Here is a 17,973-nt window from a genome sequence, read left to right as displayed (position 1 = left end):
TACAGAGCCAACCCGGCCTCTCCAGATTGACGGTATCCGCTTTAGAATGGTAGATTTTGTATTCAAGCAGTTTTGCTGCAAAACTAAGGTACTGGAAGGGGAAATTAATGTGAACTCATTCAAAGCCATCAGAGTCAAGGAACAGGAAGACCAGATCGTCTATGGGTTGGAAGAAGTAACTGCAGATCAACTTTCCGAAGGGGATGTTTTGATCAAAGTCGCCTATTCGTCGATCAATTACAAAGATATGCTGGCTGTCCAGAAAAATTCAGGGGTCATCCGAAACTACCCGATGATTCCGGGAATCGATTTGAGCGGCACCATCGTGGAATCGAAAGACTCGCGCTTTACAGAAGGCCAGGAAGTGATCGTAACCGGATTTACGATGGGCATGAGCCATACAGGCGGCTTTTCAGAATACGCCCGCATCCCTGCGGAGTGGATTGTGCCATTGCCAGATACTATGAGCTTGAAGGATGCCATGGTATTCGGCACGGCCGGATTCACTGCAGCACTTTCCATTCTTGCACTCGAGAAGAACGGGATGAACGTTGCAGACAATCCGGAAATACTGGTGACGGGCTCAACCGGCGGAGTCGGCAGCATTGCCTTACAGATCCTCTCTAAAATCGGCTATAAAAACGTCTCCGCTTTGGTGCGGAAAGAGCATCAGGAAGAAGTCGCCAAATCACTGGGCGCAGCCAATGTTGTTTTTGCAGACCAGCTCGGAGACGCCAAGAAGCCACTCGCCAAGACCCGTTTCGACTATGTGCTGGATACGGTCGGCGGAGATGTGGCCTCTGCATTGATTCCGCAGATTTCCTACGGCGGCAGCATGAGCATGTGCGGCAACGCGGGCGGCCTTCCAGTGAACACCACTGTCCTGCCGTTCATCCTGAGAGCCGTCAACCTGCTCGGCATCGACTCTGTCAATGTGCCGATCGAGAAGCGCGGAAGCATTTGGGAGAAGATGGCCAGCGAATGGAACATCGCCGACACGACACTGGTGAACGAAATTTCACTGGAAGAATTGACCGAGGCGATCGACGCCATCAAGAATGGCCAGCATTTGGGGCGGACCATCGTTAAATTGTAAGTTCAGGCTAAAAATACAAAAAGCGGAAGGGCTAAAATCAGCCCTTCCGCTTTTTCACGTTTCTTTCCAATCATGCGATCCTCGTACCCAGCCGCCGATCACTGCGCCCATCGCCATCATCGGCGAATCAAACTCGGTGTCTTCCATCAACAGGAGTTGATGCTCGAACGGCACAAGCAACTTATCCAGCACTAAGTTCTCGCGCAGCTTGATGTATTTTTGAGGGCATTTCGGCGAAGTTGACGCCGCAAACTTGGATCCCCGCTGCACGACAAATTTCGCGTCCCGGTAAAATCCGGTCGCATCCGCTCCACGCTTGGAGGTGATGGAAAAGATTTCAGGTGCTGGCTCCTTCTCCGCATAGAGCTGCAGCATCCCCGTTTCAAACGGATTGATGGCCTGTTCCTCGCCTGTCTGGGCATCTAGTTCCAGAAATTGATAGAGCTCGCCTTCTTGCGGGTGCTGGATTTTCTTAACGTAGTACTCCTTCATTTTTCGTCCTCCTCTAAAGTAAGTTCCGACTTTCGCTGGATAGCGAGTGTCTGGTTACTTTAGAGATAGGAGAAGTTAGAGTAAAAGGAGACAGGACTATCAACTTTCCTCGCTTGCAATGTAGCGATACAACTTCCCTTCCACCGTGTTTTCCAAAGCTAAATGCATATGAACCACGGGGATATCCTTTAAGTTTTTATCTTTCATGAACGCTTGCTCAACGCTTATCTTGTCCGGAAGAACTTGCCCTAGGTAATAGAAATCGCCGCCTTCGTCATCATCTTTTTTGATGAATAAATGAAGGTCAATATGATTTTCAGCAGCGTCTATGATGGTTTTTACTTCCGCAGACGCCAGCGTTCGATTACTACGCGTCGACCATTTGAAGATATCCGGGCTTACAAATCCTTCTGTATAGGCAACACTCGACTCTACTTCATCATTTTTATGATAGGTAACAAAAATTGGACAGGTACCATGCTTCGTTTTATACCCATAAATCGTTGAGCTCTCATCGCTTGTCCAGTTCAATAAGCGACATGCATCTTTGCGGGTATATTTTTTGTAGAGTGTCAAAGATTGATCGCATCTATAGCTTCTGCTTAACTCTTTCGCACTGATGACGATATCTATCAGCATTGCTTTAAAGCTTGGATTCTGCTTCAGGCTGGCTTGAATTTCCCTATTAAGTTGAATACCATTTTCCTCAAAGACCACAAGTGGTTTATTGCCATATTTTTTTCGAGGGCCTTGATTGTAGAAACTCAAGTCCAACACACGCTGCACCGAAGCTAAGGTTTCTGGGCCTACAGAGCAATTATGAGATCTTATCGATTGTTCAAATGCCTGCATCGTGACTTGGTCTTTTTCCAGCAATAATTCGAGCAGCAGAATTTCATGCAGTCGCTTGCCATTCAAAATTTCCAATGACAACATCGTCAAGACCTGCTCTTCATAGACCGTTATTAACGGATCAATCTCTTTAAGTTTCAGTAAAAATTGATAATAATTTGTGTATTTTTGAACAATCACCAAAGGGTCGATTGAGTTGTGTTGGATAAAATCCTGAAGCTGCGGAATATGTCCAATTCTGTTTTTTAGCTCAATATAAGCTTCGCGAAGAATCTTCATATCGTTTAAATTACTCTTCTTAATCGCTGAGAACACACGATTTTTCGCAATCTCTTCAAAATTCACAGTGGAAATCCCCTTGATATAGCTGGTGTCTTTCATTCGACGACGGATATTGTCTTTGTTTTGCGAACGTTCACCGGACAAAGCCACGGGAATCAGGTAATTGTTTTTGTAGTTTCCGATAAAGTCGATGATCGTCACAAATTCCTTTGATCCATGCTTACGAAGTCCGCGACCAAGCTGCTGGATAAAGATAATGCTCGACTGTGTTTGTCTCAGCATGACTACTTGGTTGACACTTGGAATGTCTATCCCCTCATTGAAAATATCCACAGTCAAAATATAGTTAATGACACCATTTTCTAGCCGTTCAACTTGCAGAATGCGCTCTTCCTGAGAATTTTGCCCAGTCAAGGCGACCGTTTTTAATCCGCGACGATTCAGCTCTTCTGAAAGCTTCACCGCTTCTTCTTTTCGGCTGCAGAACATGAGACCTCTTACTTTTTCGCCTGAATGACCGTAATAATCGACCTTTTGCAAAATATGATCGACACGTTCTCCCGTTACTAGTTTTGAAAAAACCGTCGCTTCATCAATCACACCTTCTTCATATTCGACGTCAGTCACTCCAAAGTAATGGAACGGACAAAGCATGTCTTCTTCCAGTGCTTCCTGTAAGCGAATTTCGTAGGCTACATTATAATCGAATAGCTCGTAGATATTGAAATCATCAGTACGTTCAGGCGTCGCAGTCATTCCCATCAGGAACTTCGGCTGGAAATGCTCAATGACTTTCTGATACGATTTCGCACCGGCTTTATGCACTTCATCAATTAAAATATAATCGAAAGCTTGTGGATCTAGTTGCTTGAGCGTCGCTTCTTTTGAAATCGTTTGGATGGTCGCAAATAAATAACGCGCGTTTGTCTCTCTTAAATTCCCCGATAGAATCCCAAAATCTTGTTCTATCCCACCTAGTATCCGGATGAAATCTGACTTGGCTTTCTGGAGAATTTGTTCTCGGTGAACGATAAACAACATTCGTTTTGGGGCAAAGTTACGCACGTCAAAAGCCGATAAATAAGTTTTCCCAGTGCCCGTCGCTGAAATAACCAATCCTTTGTCATTCCCAGCTTCCCGTACCGCTTGTATTTCCTGAAGAGCCGCAGTTTGCATCTTATTTGGTTTAATAGTAACCGCTTCTTCTAACGGGTTTTCTGTATACACCTCTGGAAACTCAGCAATATTCTTTAGCTCTTTACGGTATTCAATCGGCACATACGATTGTTCATATCGCGTAATCCACTGTTCGGATAAGGGTTGGGCGTTCTCCCAGACCTCTTCGAATTGCTGATAGAAATGGGAAACCAATTCCCCATTTTCATGAGAACTCAATTTGATATTCCACTCGTAATTTACCTTTAGAGCTTGCGCAGTTAAATTGGAACTTCCGACGATTAAGGTTTGGTGCGTTTCATGAGAAAAAATATAGCCCTTAGAATGAAAGCCTTTCATACTCGACAATCGGACTTCCACATTGTTAATTTTCAAGAGTTCCTTGAATACTTTCGGTTGATTGAAATTCAGAAAAGTTGAGGTTAATATTCTTCCTTTAATGCCTTGGCGGTCAAGATCTGATAAATGGGTTTTTAAAGTCGCCAAGCCACTTTCAGTCACAAAAGCTACAGAAAAGAGAAAGGATTGACAGCTATCCAGCTCTTCAGTGATGGAATTCAATACGGTCTCATTTGTCTTTGTATTATTGATCAGCAAAGTCGGTTTAAAGCGTTCTCCGCTAGGTTTTGTTTGATCGATGAAACCTTTGTAGATAGAGTCTTCTAAATTCTGAAGAAAGTTCATTTCCGTCCCCCGCTTTTCTCTCAACTGTCTCTCTTATTTTTGGGCTTGGTACGTCCGCTTTAATTTTCGGATGGCCGGTATATCTGCCGGAGCCCATTCGAGCTGCTCTAGCTCATATGCTTCTAACCACTGAATCGCAATATGCTCCGTTAACACCGGAGTTCCTTCAACTAGTTGGCAATAAAACGTGGTCAAATGAACAACTCCGAAATCGTATTCGTGCACCGTATGTTCTACTTGCTCACCAATCGCTACCTGGCAACGCATTTCTTCTTGAATTTCTCTTTGTAACGCTGCTTGAGGCGTTTCAGGTTCTTCAATCTTTCCACCTGGAAATTCCCATAAGCCAGGCAAACTTTTTTCCATACCGCGCTGCGCACATAATATTTTATTGCCGTTTGTAATTACTGCCCCCACTACATGTATATTTTTCTTCATAACTTCTTCACCTACTTTTCGAAATTTAAAGTTGCTTATCATTAGAAAATGTTCAATTCCCTTTATTCTAACATTTTCTTTTAAAGAAAAATTCTTCTTCCTTGTTTAAATTGAAATGAGACAATAATACTTCACACAACAAAACCTATTACCTGTAATATCCAATACTTTTTGTTACACTTGGAAAAAGGCAGACTAGTATGCCATCACCGAAAGGATTTTTAGTTTGAAGACATACTGGCTGATTATTGCCATCTTATTGGTTAATCTATGTACACTCCTGGTCAATGATTATTTCCCGGGAACACTTGATGCGCTTGGCATTCCGCCATGGATCTTGTTCGCGGTTATTGCGCTTATGGTTGTACTTAGTGCACTGACGCTTAAACAGCAACGGGAAAAGAAACGTTATATGATCGTCTTTCCGCTCCTCATGATCGTGGTGCCACTGATTGTACTTGCCGTATTGACGGTGCTTGGCGGAGAACCCCGCAACAGTATCTCCCTCACGAGTTCCACCCTGTGGATCGGCGTTGCTGTGACTTTGTGGATTTTCTGGCTCGAATATTTACGCGCTTCTAAAAAAGAAGCAAAGGAAGCATAAGTTTTCTGCACTGCATATGAAAAGGCCAAAGAAGCTCAGATCAGTTCTTTGGCCTTTTTGTATGGAAAATCTATGAAAGTATTAATATGTTTAATTCTCCAGCAGTCCCTGCAATTCTTTGACTACATTCTGAGGAACCTTACCAGTCACACCCTCGACCAGGTTCTCCGCCGCTTTCATAAGCATCGCTGCGCGCGTTTGTTCGGTGGCTGAGCCGATATGCGGGAGGGCGACGACCTGATCCAGCCCGAGCAGTGGATTGTCGGGGCTCACAGGTTCCTTTTCAAAGACATCCAGTCCCGCTCCGCGAATCTCCCCTTTCTCCAGAGCGTCGATCAAAGCTTTCTCATCCACCACTGCCCCTCTGGCACAATTGATCAGAATCGCGCTGTTCTTCATCTTTTCAAATTGCTGCTGCCCCATCAGGTGATGGGTCTCCGGCGTCAAAGGCACGATCAGGACGACGAAATCGGATTTTTCCAGTAAGGCGTCCAGTTCGCTGTAGACGATGCCGTATTTTTCTTCGAGAGCGGGTTTTGGCGTCCTGCTGTTGTAGAGGACTTCCATTTCAAAACCGAACCTCGCTCTTCTGACAATCTTCTCGCCGATGCGGCCCATGCCGATGATGCCCATCGTCGTGTGATGCACATCGATGCCGAACAGGTGCCGAGAATCCGTTTGTTTATCCCATTTCCCTTGTTTGACGAAGTTGTTCAGCTCGGGCACTCGCCTCGCTGTCGCAAGCATCAAGCTGAAGGCCAAATCCGCCACCGTTTCATCCAGCACAAAAGGTGTATGCGTGCCGAGCACCTTATGCTGTTTCATGGCTTCCAAGTCAAAGGAATCATAGCCGACCGCCGAATTGCTGATGATTTTCAGATTGGGTGCCTGCTCCAGCAATTCATGTGTGATGGGCGCATGCTGCACAAGCACCCCGTCGACATCCTTTATTTCTTCTATTAAAACATCCAGCGGAATGGCCCCTTCCCCTTGCCACTTCCTGTAGTCACAGTGCTCACCGATATATTCTTCCACTTCTTTTGAGATCTTTCGTGCAATATAAACTTTTGGTTTCATTCCGAGACCTCCTATATGAGTATAAAATCCAGTTTCTCTGTTCTATTTCAAGAATATTATAACAATGATAAACTTGAATTTGACATGAAAGGATGAGATCGATGAAAAAATCCACTAAATTTAAAGTAGCCGTCGTCCAAGCCGGCTCGGAAATCATGGACAAGGAAAAAGGTGTGTTGAAAACAGTTCGACTGATCGAAGAAGCAGGCGCTCAAGGGGCGAAGATCATCGTCTTTCCGGAAGCCTTCATTCCTGCCTATCCGCGCGGCATGTCGTTTGGTGCAGTGGTGGGCAGCCGCTCTCCGGAAGGCCGCAAAGATTTCCGGCGCTATTGGGATAATTCCATCACAGCACCAGGCCCTGAAACGGAAGTGATCGGCAAGGCCGCGAAGCAGGCGGGTGCTTATATTGTCATCGGCGTCATCGAAAAAGACAGTTCCGGCAGCCAAGGCACGTTGTATTGCACGGCCTTGTTTTTCGGTCCGGACGGCGAACTGCTCGGCAAACACCGCAAACTGAAACCGACCGGCTCTGAACGGCTGATTTGGGGACAGGGAGACGGCAGCACCTTGCCGGTATTCGATACGCCTTACGGTCGCCTCGGCGCCTTGATCTGTTGGGAGAATTATATGCCGTTGGCGCGTGCAGCGATGTACGAAAAAGGCATCCAGATCTACGTCATGCCAACTGCCGATGCGCGTGATACGTGGACAGCGACCGTTCGCCACGTCGCTGCGGAAGGCCGCTGTTTCGTCCTGTCCTGCAACCAGTATTCAACGAAATCCATGTACCCTGAAGAGATCTCATCGCGGGATGAATTCAAGGAGTTGCCGGAGGAAATGTCACGCGGCGGCAGCTGCATCGCCGGTCCATTAGGAGAATTGATCGTAGAGCCGGTCTACGGCGAGGAAACGATCCTGTATGCCGAACTCGACCTGGACCAGATCGCTGAAAGCCAGTTCGACTTTGACGTAGCCGGCCATTACTCGCGCCCGGATGTTTTTCAGCTGTCGGTGAATGAGAAAGAACAAAAGACGGTTGTTTGGGAATAATTAAGTCATATCATAAAAAAGCGCAGCTGAAACGACGGTATAAACCGTTCCAGCTGCGCTTTTCACTTTTTCTCAGGGCTATTTCTTTTTTTAAACGGTTTCAAGTGCCTGCTTGCATAGACTCTTCATCAAACTTTCGAGTATATGAGGTGTCTGGACGAAGGCACTGTCGATATGAAGCCGCTCCGTATACTGATGGGCGTCTTTTCCGAACGGCCCGACATTCAATACAGGAGCTTGCAACTCCAGCATGCCGGCAAATGGGATGCTGTATGTTTCTCCCCAGACCGGCGTATTGCGTTCATAGGAGCTCCAGCCGTTTCCGTTGTCGCTGTAATTCACATAACTTAAATCGCAGAGGCCATTGAAATAATGGATCTGGTCAACTTCAACTCCCAATTCGGCTGCCGCTTCTTTGACTGTGGCGACGCATCCCACAATGAGCGGATCTTCAGATGAATTGACTGCCGGGTAATAAGGCGGTGCGAACAGGAGGACGATTGCCGGCGCCAGTTCGTGGCACTGGATCATCAGCTTATCAGCGATGCGCAGCGACTTTTCGCGTTCATCCCATTCCGGATGGCTCAGGATTTCCGCTTTCAGATGCGCAACAAAATCCGTACCGCGCTTGATTTCTGCATAAGCAAGCAATTGCTCATAGCGCAAGACCCTTACTTCACCAATTCCTTCAATTCCTTCACGTCTGCAAAGTTCTGCGTATGCCGTGTTGCATACGGCAGCTGCCTGTCTTGCTGTTTGCTCGAACAGTTCCATGACTTCTGCCGCATTCCGCTTCATGAGGAAAACATTATACAAAGCGGTTGCCCGGTAAGGGGTCTGGGTCGAATATTGCATCTTTAGGTCCTTTTGCTGAAGCGACACTGGCAGTGGCGTGCTTTCCCCGAAGTCGCTTTCGTGGTAGAGGGAGTTCCACTCCATCGCCTGCGCCAAAAAAGATGCCATATAATTGGCCGTCATCCCTTTCAACGGTTCGCCGACATGTGTCTCCTTTCCGTAGAAAACGGCGGCAGGCATGATTTTCCCAAGCGTTCCGGAATAGATGTAATGCTTTTCGTCACCCGGCTGCTGGGAAAATGCCGGTTCACTGTTGAAGAACATTTTATAGGACAGGCCGCGCTGTTCGCGCAATTTCACCAGCTCTTCAACCGCTATCCGCATGCCAGCCGAATTGACTTCTTCGTCGGGCACCGTCAACAGCACAAGATTGAGCGGCCATTGTTCAATGCCCGCTTTTTCAATAAGCGCCATATGAAGGGCCAGCCCCATTTTCATATCCATCGTCCCGCGGCCGAACAGGTACTTACCTGATTCGAGGTCAAAGCGTGCTTCGTCAGGAAGTTCCTTCTTTCGTTCGAAAAGCTTCTTTGTCAGTTTTTCAGGGTTGCACGCGAGCACCTCCAGATCACCGTATTCCTCCGTCTGCACAGTATCGAAATGGCTGATCAGGACAATGGTGTCCACCGCTTTCGGATGTTCGTAAAGCGCCATCAGCAGGTTCCGCCCCGGATCCGCTTCATGAAGCTGCAGAAAGTCGGGACGCTGCTGGAAATAATCGAGATTTTGCAGTTTCTCCCGTACTTTAAAAGGAAATTCCTTTTCCCCTTCCGTCAGCGTCCTGCTTTCCCAGCTGACCAATTCACATAAAAGCGCCCGGAGATCTGCCGGCGTTCCCCACAACAATTTCCCCACTCCATACTCCTCCTTATTTGACAGGTTCTACTCCCACTTCGGCTGGAACAGTTTTTTTCTTTTCCAGTTTCACTTTATAGAACACCATGCAGGCGACGAAGAAACCGACGCCATATAACAGTCCGATGCGCTGCGTTGGATCAAAAGCCAGAAAGCCAAGAATCAGCAAGCAGAAAGCGATGCAGAAAATCGGCACGAATGGATAAAAAGGCACTTTGAACTTTAGATCCGCTGTATCCCCACCCGCTTTTACGTAGTGGCGGCGGAACATCAATTGAGAAGCTGCAATACCCATCCATGAAATTGTCACGGAAATCCCCGCAATCGACATCAGCAGGATAAAGACCGTATCCGCTTCCATAACACTGGTCAATAGCGACAGCAGCGAAAACATCATGGTAAAAATCAATGCCGCAAGTGGCACTTTGCGTTTTGTCAGCGCGCTGAAAATCCGCGGTGCCATGCCTTCGTTCGCCATCGCCCACAGCAGCCGGGTTGAGGCATAAAGGCAGGAGTTGCCCACTGACAGGATGGCGGTCAGAATGACAAAGTTCATGATGCCGCCCGCGTACGGAATTCCCGCCATTTCCATCAGTGTAACGAATGGACTCCCCATCAGCCCAAGTTCAGAAGCAGGGAATATCGCCGAAAGAATAATGATCGATGCGATATAAAACACGATGATGCGGACCAAAATATTGCGGATGGCTTTCGGGATGTTCTTTTCTGGATTTTCCGTCTCCCCGGCGGCAATCCCCACCAACTCAGAGCCCTGATAAGAGAAAATGACGTTCATCATCGTGATAAAAATAATGGCAATGCCCGCCGGGAACAGGCCTTGAGGAGCGAGATTCTCCATGAATGGCGCTGGGCGGTCCACAAGCGGTATCACACCGAAAATAGCAGCAGCCCCAATAATGATGAACAGCAGGAGTGCGACCACTTTAATGCCTGCAAACCAGAACTCGGCTTCCGCAAAGCCTCGCGTCGTCAAAGCGTTTATCGAAAACAGCAACACCACGAATATGGCGCACCAAATCCATACCGGGGTTTCCGGGAACCAGTATTTCATCAGAATGCCAGCTGCGGTGAATTCAACTCCCGCGGTGGCAGCAGATCCTACAAAGTACATCCACCCAAGCGAAAATCCGGCTGATGGGCTGATGTACCTTGATGCATACGTCTGGAAAGAACCGGTGACCGGCATATGGACGGCCAGTTCACCGAGACAGACCATGACCATATATAAAATGAGCCCGCCGATCAGGTAACCGATCAATGCCCCTCCTGCACCGGATTGGTTGATTGTATATCCTACATTCAAAAATAATCCGGTGCCGATTACGCCTCCAAGCGAAAGCATGAACAGGTGACGGCTTTTCATGGAACGATTCAACTGGTTTGCAGCTGGCACTTCCGGTGTTTTGATCATAAAACTTCCCCTTCCCCTTTGTTATTTCGGAACACCCCGTATACCTTTTTAAAAGCGCAGCGACAGGCAGCTCAGTCCGCCGTCATGTTTTTGGAATTCCGACATTTCAAGTTCGATCGTTTTCAGTCCGCGTTCTGCGAGTTTGCGTTTTGTGTCTTCAAAGCCTTTAGGAATGATGACATAGCCGTTGACTTTGATGCAGTTCGCCGAGTATTTGTCTGCATCGGGAATTTCCACTTTTTCGTAGTCGCTGAAATCTGGATGGTTTAAAAACTCCCCGGCTGCCGCGATGGTATTGTTTCCGAGATAGGCAATGCCCGTTTTTAGATGAAAAAACTCCTGCAGTTCAACAATCGTGGCCGTGTACCCTTCCGTTTCGACAATGTGTTTGAATTGTTGTGTCCCTTCATAGTTGGTGCGTTCTGAAATGCCGACATAGAAATGCTTGTCCACTTGCAGCACATCTCCTCCGTCAAGAGTGCCGGGCGATTTGATGTAATGGAATTTCGAATAGAACTTCTTCAATACGACTTCGATCTCTTCTTTTTCGCCATTGCGGCTTTTAGCGCCCGGATTCGTGATGATGGCAAATTCTGGTGTCACGACGGCTGCGTCTTCGACGAATGTCGAATCGGGATATTCTTCGCTTTCCGGCAACTGTGTCACTTCGACGCCGCACGCTTTCAGCGCTTCGATATAAGCCGAATGCTGTTCAAGCAGGCGTTCATAGTCCGGTGCGCCAAGATCCGAAGTGGTTAATCCGTTAACATAGCTTTTTCCAGGTGTTTTTACGATGACATTTTCAAACATGTGATAAGCCCCTCTTTTCTGAGATTGGTACCCGTACTGCCGGGCTTGTCAGGCACGTTGGCCCTCCGGTTCCTTTGACGCTGATTTCCTCGCCTTTGTATTCGTAGACTATTGCACCTGCCTGCTCCAGCTGTTGTTTAGTCGACTCATTGCCTTCCACCATGATGCAGACGCGCGGCGCAACCGCGAGCACATTGCAGCCGAGCAGGTCATACTCCGCTTTCGGCACTTCAATGAGCTGAATGCCCCGTTCCAGCAGCAGCTTTCTGAAAGCGACCGGCATCAGCGGGGAATAAACGACGGCGAGGTCTTGGTCGACCATGCTGATAAACGACATCAGATGGAGGCATTCTTCTTCCCCATCAGCATGCGGCAGCTGCACTTCAATAAACTCATCGACCATATGCGCCGTCATCTCCTTGATTTGGCGAATCGCTTCCGCATTGGTTCTGTAACCGTTCCCAACTGCCAGCACCCGGTCATCGAGCCAGACGAGATCACCGCCGTCCGAAGTCGCTTTTCCCGTCAATTCACCGATGATTGGAATCCCTTTTTCTGTTAGGAAACGTTTATAAACTTCTGCTTCCGGCTGGCGCAGCGCTTTCCCTGATTTTAGGATGATGGCTCCTTCAGCTGTAAATTTGACAGGATCATGCGCATAGATGGAATCCATGCTGACATGTTCCGATAACGGTAAATAGTCTATATTCGGAACATGACGTGACAGCAGGGAAATGAATTCGGTGTACTCTTTTTTTGCCTTCTCGAAATCAGGTGCAGACAAATAATTGAGTTTCTCCCATTCGTTCTCGATATGCTGCTGGCTGATAAACGCATCGTTAGGATGTTTGACAATCACCCGTTCCAACGGATGATACATCGATGAAATGTTAATAGTTTTCGCCTCCATTTTTCCGCATACCGGAAATAGTTTCCTCTATACGGAAAGTTATTTTCAATAATATAAGTTACGTATGGTATAATGTCAATATATTTAAAATAATAAGACTACTATATTTTATAGAGGATAGGTGGAACCTATATGCAATCAATTGACCGGGCAATGGGCGTCGTAAAATTATTGGTTTCGCGTTCAACTGAAGATGGATTGTCCATCACGGAACTATCGGTTGAATGCGGCCTCCCCGTAAGTTCTATGCACCGTCTCCTAAAAGCCATGGCGGCTCACGGAATGATTCAACAGGATGATAAGACAAAACGTTACGATTTAGGAAATATTTGGCTGGAGTACGGGTTACATATGTACGATACGATGGATTACATCAGCACAATCAGACCCGAATTGGTGAATCTGATGGACCAGACTGGGGAAAGCGTCTATTTGAGCCAGCCTATGGGAGTCGAAGCGCTTATTACCGAACGAATCGACAACGAGAATCACGCAATTCGGGTCTATGACAAACTTGGTTCTCGTATTCCAATGCATATCGGAGCTGCAAATAAATCCATGCTTGCATATATGCCGAACGGAGAAGCAAAGAAAATCATCAATGTGCATATCTCAAAAGAACAACAACCCACTTTTTACGAACTTCTACAACAAATAAAAGACCAGGGATACGCCATCAGCCACAGCGAACGGACAGAAGGCACATCTTCTGTCGGTGCGCCCATCTTGAACCGTTTTGGAAAAGTGCAGGGAGCAATCAGCGTCGGCGTCGTCAGTTACAACCTGACCGACGAACGGCTTGCATTCCTTATCCAGCATGTCACAGAAACAAGCCAGCGCATTTCCGCTAAATTGGGATATAGCAATTAGTTGAAGATAATTTTTTTGAAGCGAATACTGATTCTCTAATGATTTGGACATTTGATGGAAACTCTGTACGAAGGCAAATTGTCTCATCGTGACAGTTCTTCTTAATATCAGAAGCATACGGTCAACAATGCGGCTCATATATTGTTTGCTTCTTTTTCAGCATCATCTGCTGCTCAGTTAAAATCGGAAACAGCGTATGACATTTTTTTCTGAGTAAAAGAAAGAGCTTTGCTGCCTGCAGTAAATATGACAATAAAACCCGTAAATCAAGCAGCCACGTTCTCACTGAAATTTCCTAAGAAAGGAGTGGTACGAGTCTAATTTCACAATGCAAAAAAGCACAGCTGGAACGGTGACTTTCCCCGCTCCAGCTGTGCTTTTTCACTTTTAACTTATCTAGATGCCCCTGACATTTCCATGACCAACTGCTCGATGATCTGCTCCATTGCCTTCGGCTTCACAGCCGGCGCAAAGCGATGGACTACATTTCCTTTGCGGTCGATCAGGAACTTCGTGAAGTTCCATTTGATGTCGGAACTTTCCAGCATATCGCGATCTTCTTTCTGCAACTTGCCTGCCTCGTCAAACTCCTCGTCCGCCGGAGCCTGTCCGCGTAAATACTGATAAAGCGGATGGGCAGCTTCGCCATTCACTTCAGTTTTTTGAGCAAGCGGAAAACTGACACCATAATTGATCGAACAGAATTCCGATATTTCCTCATCTGTTCCCGGTTCCTGTCCGCCGAACTGGTCACACGGGAAGCCGATGATCTCAAATCCTTTTTCTTTATGGGTTTTATACAGCTCTTCCAATTCTTCGTATTGAGGGGTCAACCCGCATTTACTGGCTGTATTCACAATCAGCAGCACCTCGCCCTTGTACTTCTCGAAATGCATTTCTTCACCAGTTGCTAATTTTGTTTGGAATGAATAAATCGACATGAATATCCTCCTCTTTCATGGGTGCTGGATCTCTCAGTTTCTGTCACCGGCTTAGCCTTAGTCAGTTCTAAAAGGAGTAGCACCCAATCTTCTATACAATTTCTTCCGACAGTCTTAGTATCCTGCTTTTCGGCAGCAGTTACAAACTTGATGGTTTCCTGGAGGAGGATCGAACGGTAAAAGACTTGCTGTTACTTGTCCAAAGAATGAAAATACGACCGAGACGATACGTTTTTTCTTTTCAGCTGCACTTTTCATATTCGTTCCAACAGATCGATCACCTACCAGTTTAATCTACCTTCTTCATTTGCTTCTCATTAAGCCACACGAATGGCTCCATCTGGTTTTTAATCCGAACGATTTCTTTTGCGCAATCCAGGGACATGGTGGTCATCGCCTCTTGTGTCAAAGCTGCAATATGAGGTGTGGCAATCAGGTTATCCAGCTTAAGCAATGGATGATCGGCAGGAACAGGCTCCTGTTCAAAGACGTCCAATGCGGCACCGGCAATCCAGTTATCACGGAGTACTTCAGCTAATGCGGCTTCATCCACTAATCCGCCTCTGGCCGCATTGATTAGGAATGCCGAGGGTTTCATCAAACCTAACTTCTCCTGATCGATGAAATGATGAAGCGCTTTGTTATATGGGAGATGCAAAGAAATGAAATCTGACTTCCTCATCAGTTCCTCTATGTCTTCTACTTTGCTTATGTATGTTTCTTCAGGTAGTTTGGCGTAAGGGTCATAGGCGATCACTCTCATTTCGAGGCCGAATGCACATTTTTTGGCGACCAGCTTCCCAATATTGCCAAGTCCAATAATGCCCAGCACTTTTCCTTTCAGTTCAGTTCCGTAAGAGGTGTCCCGCACCTCAAAATCTCCTCTTCTCACAGCCTTATCGACTTTAATAGTTTGTCTGGAAATGGCTAATATCAATCCTGTCACATGTTCTGCCACGGAATTGATGTTGGCGGCGGGTGTGTAGGACACATAAATCCCCTTGGCTGAAGCAGCTTCGATATCGATATTATCGAACCCGACGCCATGCCGTGCAATGATTTTCAGGCGGTCAGCCTGACGGATCATTTTTTCGTCCAGCGTATCTGTTCTCAGCAAAACCGCATCGCAATCTTTAATCGCTGACTCCAGTTCTTCTGCGCTCATTTCTTCACGCACATCCACTTCACAGCCATTCTCCTTTAAATAGTCAATTCCTTCAGATGCTACAGTTCTTGGTACCAGGACCTTAAAAGCCATTTCCCTTCCCCCTTTTCACTTATCCCTATTCAACACCGAATGCCTTATTTTGAAGAATGAAAATCTCACGACCTGTTGAGAGTTACTGATAAATAAGCTTCAGTGCATAGATGAATACACAGCCAATCAAAAACATCGTTAACACATACAGTCCGTTCCACCGGAAGCCCACTGTGAAAAACTTCTTGCTGACTGCGTTCGATATGAGAATCGTAACTGCATTTATCGGACTGATGATAGCAGACATGAACCAAGCCAGTATGAAGACAAAAGCAATCACTACAGGGTCCACACCGATTGCCCCAGGGTCGACTTGCATGACCAGCAATGGAACCGTAATAATTTGATGGAAACCGATTAAGGCAAAGAACATGATGGTAAAAACGATAAATACGACAAAAAAGAAAAAAGAACCTTCAGAAATGATCAATAGAAAATCTTTTATCCAGACCGATATGGAAGAATTCGAAATTGCACTGCCAAATACACCGGCACTTAAAAAAAGAACCATTTCGCTGCCTGTTCCGCCTGTTACCTGATTTTTATAGAGGATGACCTGATTGATGAAACTCTTCCACTTGCCAGCCAAAGCCATCCATATTGCCGGTATGATGATTGCCAGCATGCTCACCAAGACGAGCATCGATAACTTCGTCAGCTGCTCCAGAAGGATCAAAGCTGAAATCAAGATTCCCAATGAGACGACAAATTTCAGAACCAGGGGCAGTATATGTATCTCCTTTTCATCACCTTTATTTTTCTCTGTTGATAAAGGCTTTTCGACTCCATTCTTCATGGCGAACAGTAGATTTCCTGTCAGAAGTTGGGCAGCGGCAAACAGCAGTCCGATGACAAAGTACTCGCTATAAGGGATGTCCAGATAGTACAGCACCAAGGCGACAGAGCCAAAATAAGGTGACCAAACCATCGCTGTAGAAAAACCAGTAAAATAAGAACGGCCCAACAGCTCACCCGACAAATTGCGGTCTTTCATCAAATCAGCTAAAATCCTCACCGATCCTACATTTAAGACAGGAGCCAGCAGGGTCAGAAAGCTTGAAATTCCCAGAAATAGTTGCCTCGGTTTGTTCTTTACCTGTTCTATGTATGCCATCGGATCGTCCAGCAACGTTCCGCTCCTTAAAGGAATGGACAGTAACGGAGCCAGCAGTATCAGGATAAGAAGCGGCAAATTCAGCTGGACGCCTTGAACACTTTCGATCAAGCTGGCGCCATTCATAAAGAAGCTGATGCCCATTCCGATAACCAGAAGACTGATGCCCATCACCTTTGTCATGGCTTTTGAAGAAGGGATGGCAACAATCAATAATAAAAAAGCCAAAATCGACAGTAATATATGACCGCGTTCACTGCCTATAAAAACATTGAAAAAGTAGAGCAGAAGAACAAGGATTATTAAACTGCTTTTTATCCTATTCAGATCCTCCACCTGCTTTCATTGACACTTTTCCTAGTTTTCCAAAAAAATAACAGACTATAAACAATTCACGTTTACAGTCTGCTCCTTTTCAATCACTTTTTTCCGGTAAATTGTCCAGAATTTTTTTCCGGACAAAACTTAGATGCCGGTACATTTGCGTAAACGCTTCATGAGGGTCTCTTTTTTTCAAAGCCTCATAGATTGCCATGTGGTGTTCCACTGTAATATCGGGATCCCGATGCTGAATTAAGCTATCTGTTTTATGATGCGTAATAAGCAAAGAGGTGATCATCCCCTCCACCACCGGATTGTTTGCGCTCAACGCAATGATTCGGTGAAACTCCTTGTCCAGTGCACCGTAGTTGGTATGCGCATTTTCCTTTATGCTTTCAATCGTTTCCAACAGCTGGTCCAATTGTTCATCCGAAATCTTTTCAGCTGCAATAGTCACCAAACCGAGCTCCAACGCCATCCTCGCTTCAATTACAGCAGGAAGGTTGTTTATCGATAAGGCGAGCATCGCTGTAAAAGGATCACTTCCGACTTTATCATTTACAATTGTCCCGCCACGGGGCTTTCTCGTGATGATCTCCAAGGTCTCAAGAGAACTCAAAGCTTCTCGCAAAACGGGTCTGCTTACTCCCAATTGCTCCATCAGCTTCATCTCCGGAGGTAATTTGTCTCCAGGCTTCAGTTGGCCATCAACCAATAAAAATACAATTTTCTCCAAAACCTGCTGTGAGAGTGTACTTCTTCGGACTGTGTCCACTATATATCCATCCATCATATAACCTGTCACCGCCTTTTTATGCAAGAACACTGTAAAATTCTTTCGCTCCTGCGCTACT

The 17,973-nt window shown here is 46.2% G+C and carries 16 protein-coding genes; 4 read left to right on the top strand and 12 right to left on the bottom strand.

The window, feature by feature from the left end:
- Nucleotides 1-109: 109 nt before the first annotated feature.
- Nucleotides 110-1,096 (top strand): YhdH/YhfP family quinone oxidoreductase, encoded by a 987-nt coding sequence (locus K8U60_RS07745; protein WP_223636693.1) that lies wholly within the window; start codon nt 110-112, stop codon nt 1,094-1,096.
- A 54-nt stretch (nt 1,097-1,150) separates the two neighbouring features.
- Here K8U60_RS07745 and K8U60_RS07740 read toward each other — a convergent pair whose 3' ends face one another.
- The 3 genes from K8U60_RS07740 to K8U60_RS07730 all read right to left on the bottom strand — a co-directional run bounded on the left by K8U60_RS07740 (nt 1,151) and on the right by K8U60_RS07730 (nt 5,020).
- Nucleotides 1,151-1,588 (bottom strand): methionine sulfoxide reductase, encoded by a 438-nt coding sequence (locus K8U60_RS07740; protein ID WP_223636691.1) that lies wholly within the window; start codon nt 1,586-1,588, stop codon nt 1,151-1,153.
- Nucleotides 1,589-1,687: 99 nt separating this feature from the next.
- Entirely contained in the window at nt 1,688-4,582 is a 2,895-nt protein-coding gene (locus K8U60_RS07735; protein ID WP_223636689.1) for a DUF3427 domain-containing protein, read from the bottom strand.
- Between the two features lie 33 nt (nt 4,583-4,615).
- The gene (locus K8U60_RS07730; RefSeq protein WP_223636687.1) at nt 4,616-5,020 is read right to left on the bottom strand and encodes a (deoxy)nucleoside triphosphate pyrophosphohydrolase; all 405 of its coding nucleotides are present in this window, start codon (nt 5,018-5,020) and stop codon (nt 4,616-4,618) included.
- A gap of 226 nt (nt 5,021-5,246) precedes the next feature.
- Here K8U60_RS07730 and K8U60_RS07725 point away from each other — a divergent pair, with 226 nt between their 5' ends.
- The gene (locus K8U60_RS07725; RefSeq protein WP_223636685.1) at nt 5,247-5,624 is read left to right on the top strand and encodes a hypothetical protein; all 378 of its coding nucleotides are present in this window, start codon (nt 5,247-5,249) and stop codon (nt 5,622-5,624) included.
- 90 nt (nt 5,625-5,714) lie between these two features.
- Here K8U60_RS07725 and K8U60_RS07720 read toward each other — a convergent pair whose 3' ends face one another.
- Nucleotides 5,715-6,701 carry a 2-hydroxyacid dehydrogenase gene (locus K8U60_RS07720; protein WP_223636683.1) on the bottom strand — a complete coding sequence of 329 codons (987 nt, stop codon included), beginning with the start codon at nt 6,699-6,701 and terminating at the stop codon, nt 5,715-5,717.
- A 101-nt stretch (nt 6,702-6,802) separates the two neighbouring features.
- On the opposite strand from K8U60_RS07720, the gene K8U60_RS07715 reads away from it, so the two are divergent.
- Nucleotides 6,803-7,753, top strand: a complete 951-nt coding sequence (locus K8U60_RS07715; RefSeq protein ID WP_223636680.1) for a carbon-nitrogen hydrolase family protein — start codon at nt 6,803-6,805, stop codon at nt 7,751-7,753.
- A gap of 90 nt (nt 7,754-7,843) precedes the next feature.
- On the opposite strand, the gene K8U60_RS07710 is transcribed toward K8U60_RS07715, so the two are convergent.
- Genes K8U60_RS07710 through K8U60_RS07695 form a run of 4 tightly spaced genes read right to left on the bottom strand, consistent with a single transcriptional unit; the run spans nt 7,844 to nt 12,615 of the window.
- The gene (locus K8U60_RS07710) at nt 7,844-9,463 is read right to left on the bottom strand and encodes a M20/M25/M40 family metallo-hydrolase (protein WP_223636677.1); all 1,620 of its coding nucleotides are present in this window, start codon (nt 9,461-9,463) and stop codon (nt 7,844-7,846) included.
- A gap of 13 nt (nt 9,464-9,476) precedes the next feature.
- Nucleotides 9,477-10,895 carry an amino acid permease gene (locus K8U60_RS07705; protein WP_223636674.1) on the bottom strand — a complete coding sequence of 473 codons (1,419 nt, stop codon included), beginning with the start codon at nt 10,893-10,895 and terminating at the stop codon, nt 9,477-9,479.
- 48 nt (nt 10,896-10,943) lie between these two features.
- Nucleotides 10,944-11,705, bottom strand: coding sequence for a dimethylarginine dimethylaminohydrolase family protein (locus K8U60_RS07700; RefSeq protein WP_223636671.1), 762 nt, complete (start codon nt 11,703-11,705; stop codon nt 10,944-10,946).
- On the bottom strand, nt 11,698-12,615 hold the full coding sequence (locus tag K8U60_RS07695) for a dimethylarginine dimethylaminohydrolase family protein (protein WP_223636669.1): 918 nt from the start codon (nt 12,613-12,615) through the stop codon (nt 11,698-11,700). The genes K8U60_RS07700 and K8U60_RS07695 overlap by 8 nt, the downstream gene beginning before the upstream one ends.
- A gap of 132 nt (nt 12,616-12,747) precedes the next feature.
- Here K8U60_RS07695 and K8U60_RS07690 point away from each other — a divergent pair, with 132 nt between their 5' ends.
- Nucleotides 12,748-13,485 (top strand): IclR family transcriptional regulator, encoded by a 738-nt coding sequence (locus K8U60_RS07690; protein ID WP_223636666.1) that lies wholly within the window; start codon nt 12,748-12,750, stop codon nt 13,483-13,485.
- A gap of 392 nt (nt 13,486-13,877) precedes the next feature.
- On the opposite strand, the gene K8U60_RS07685 is transcribed toward K8U60_RS07690, so the two are convergent.
- The 4 genes from K8U60_RS07685 to K8U60_RS07670 form a co-directional block, all read right to left on the bottom strand.
- Nucleotides 13,878-14,426 (bottom strand): glutathione peroxidase, encoded by a 549-nt coding sequence (locus K8U60_RS07685; RefSeq protein WP_223636663.1) that lies wholly within the window; start codon nt 14,424-14,426, stop codon nt 13,878-13,880.
- A gap of 289 nt (nt 14,427-14,715) precedes the next feature.
- Nucleotides 14,716-15,684 (bottom strand): hydroxyacid dehydrogenase, encoded by a 969-nt coding sequence (locus tag K8U60_RS07680; protein ID WP_223636659.1) that lies wholly within the window; start codon nt 15,682-15,684, stop codon nt 14,716-14,718.
- A gap of 82 nt (nt 15,685-15,766) precedes the next feature.
- Nucleotides 15,767-17,026, bottom strand: a complete 1,260-nt coding sequence (locus K8U60_RS07675; protein ID WP_223636656.1) for a hypothetical protein — start codon at nt 17,024-17,026, stop codon at nt 15,767-15,769.
- Between the two features lie 187 nt (nt 17,027-17,213).
- Nucleotides 17,214-17,912: a FadR/GntR family transcriptional regulator gene (locus tag K8U60_RS07670; RefSeq protein ID WP_223636653.1), complete on the bottom strand. Its 699-nt coding sequence runs from the start codon at nt 17,910-17,912 to the stop codon at nt 17,214-17,216.
- Nucleotides 17,913-17,973: the final 61 nt, after the last annotated feature.

The organism is Planococcus circulans, from assembly GCF_020023385.1.
GTDB lineage: Bacteria > Bacillota > Bacilli > Bacillales_A > Planococcaceae > Planococcus.
This window is presented reverse-complemented; position numbering and strand designations above follow the sequence as displayed.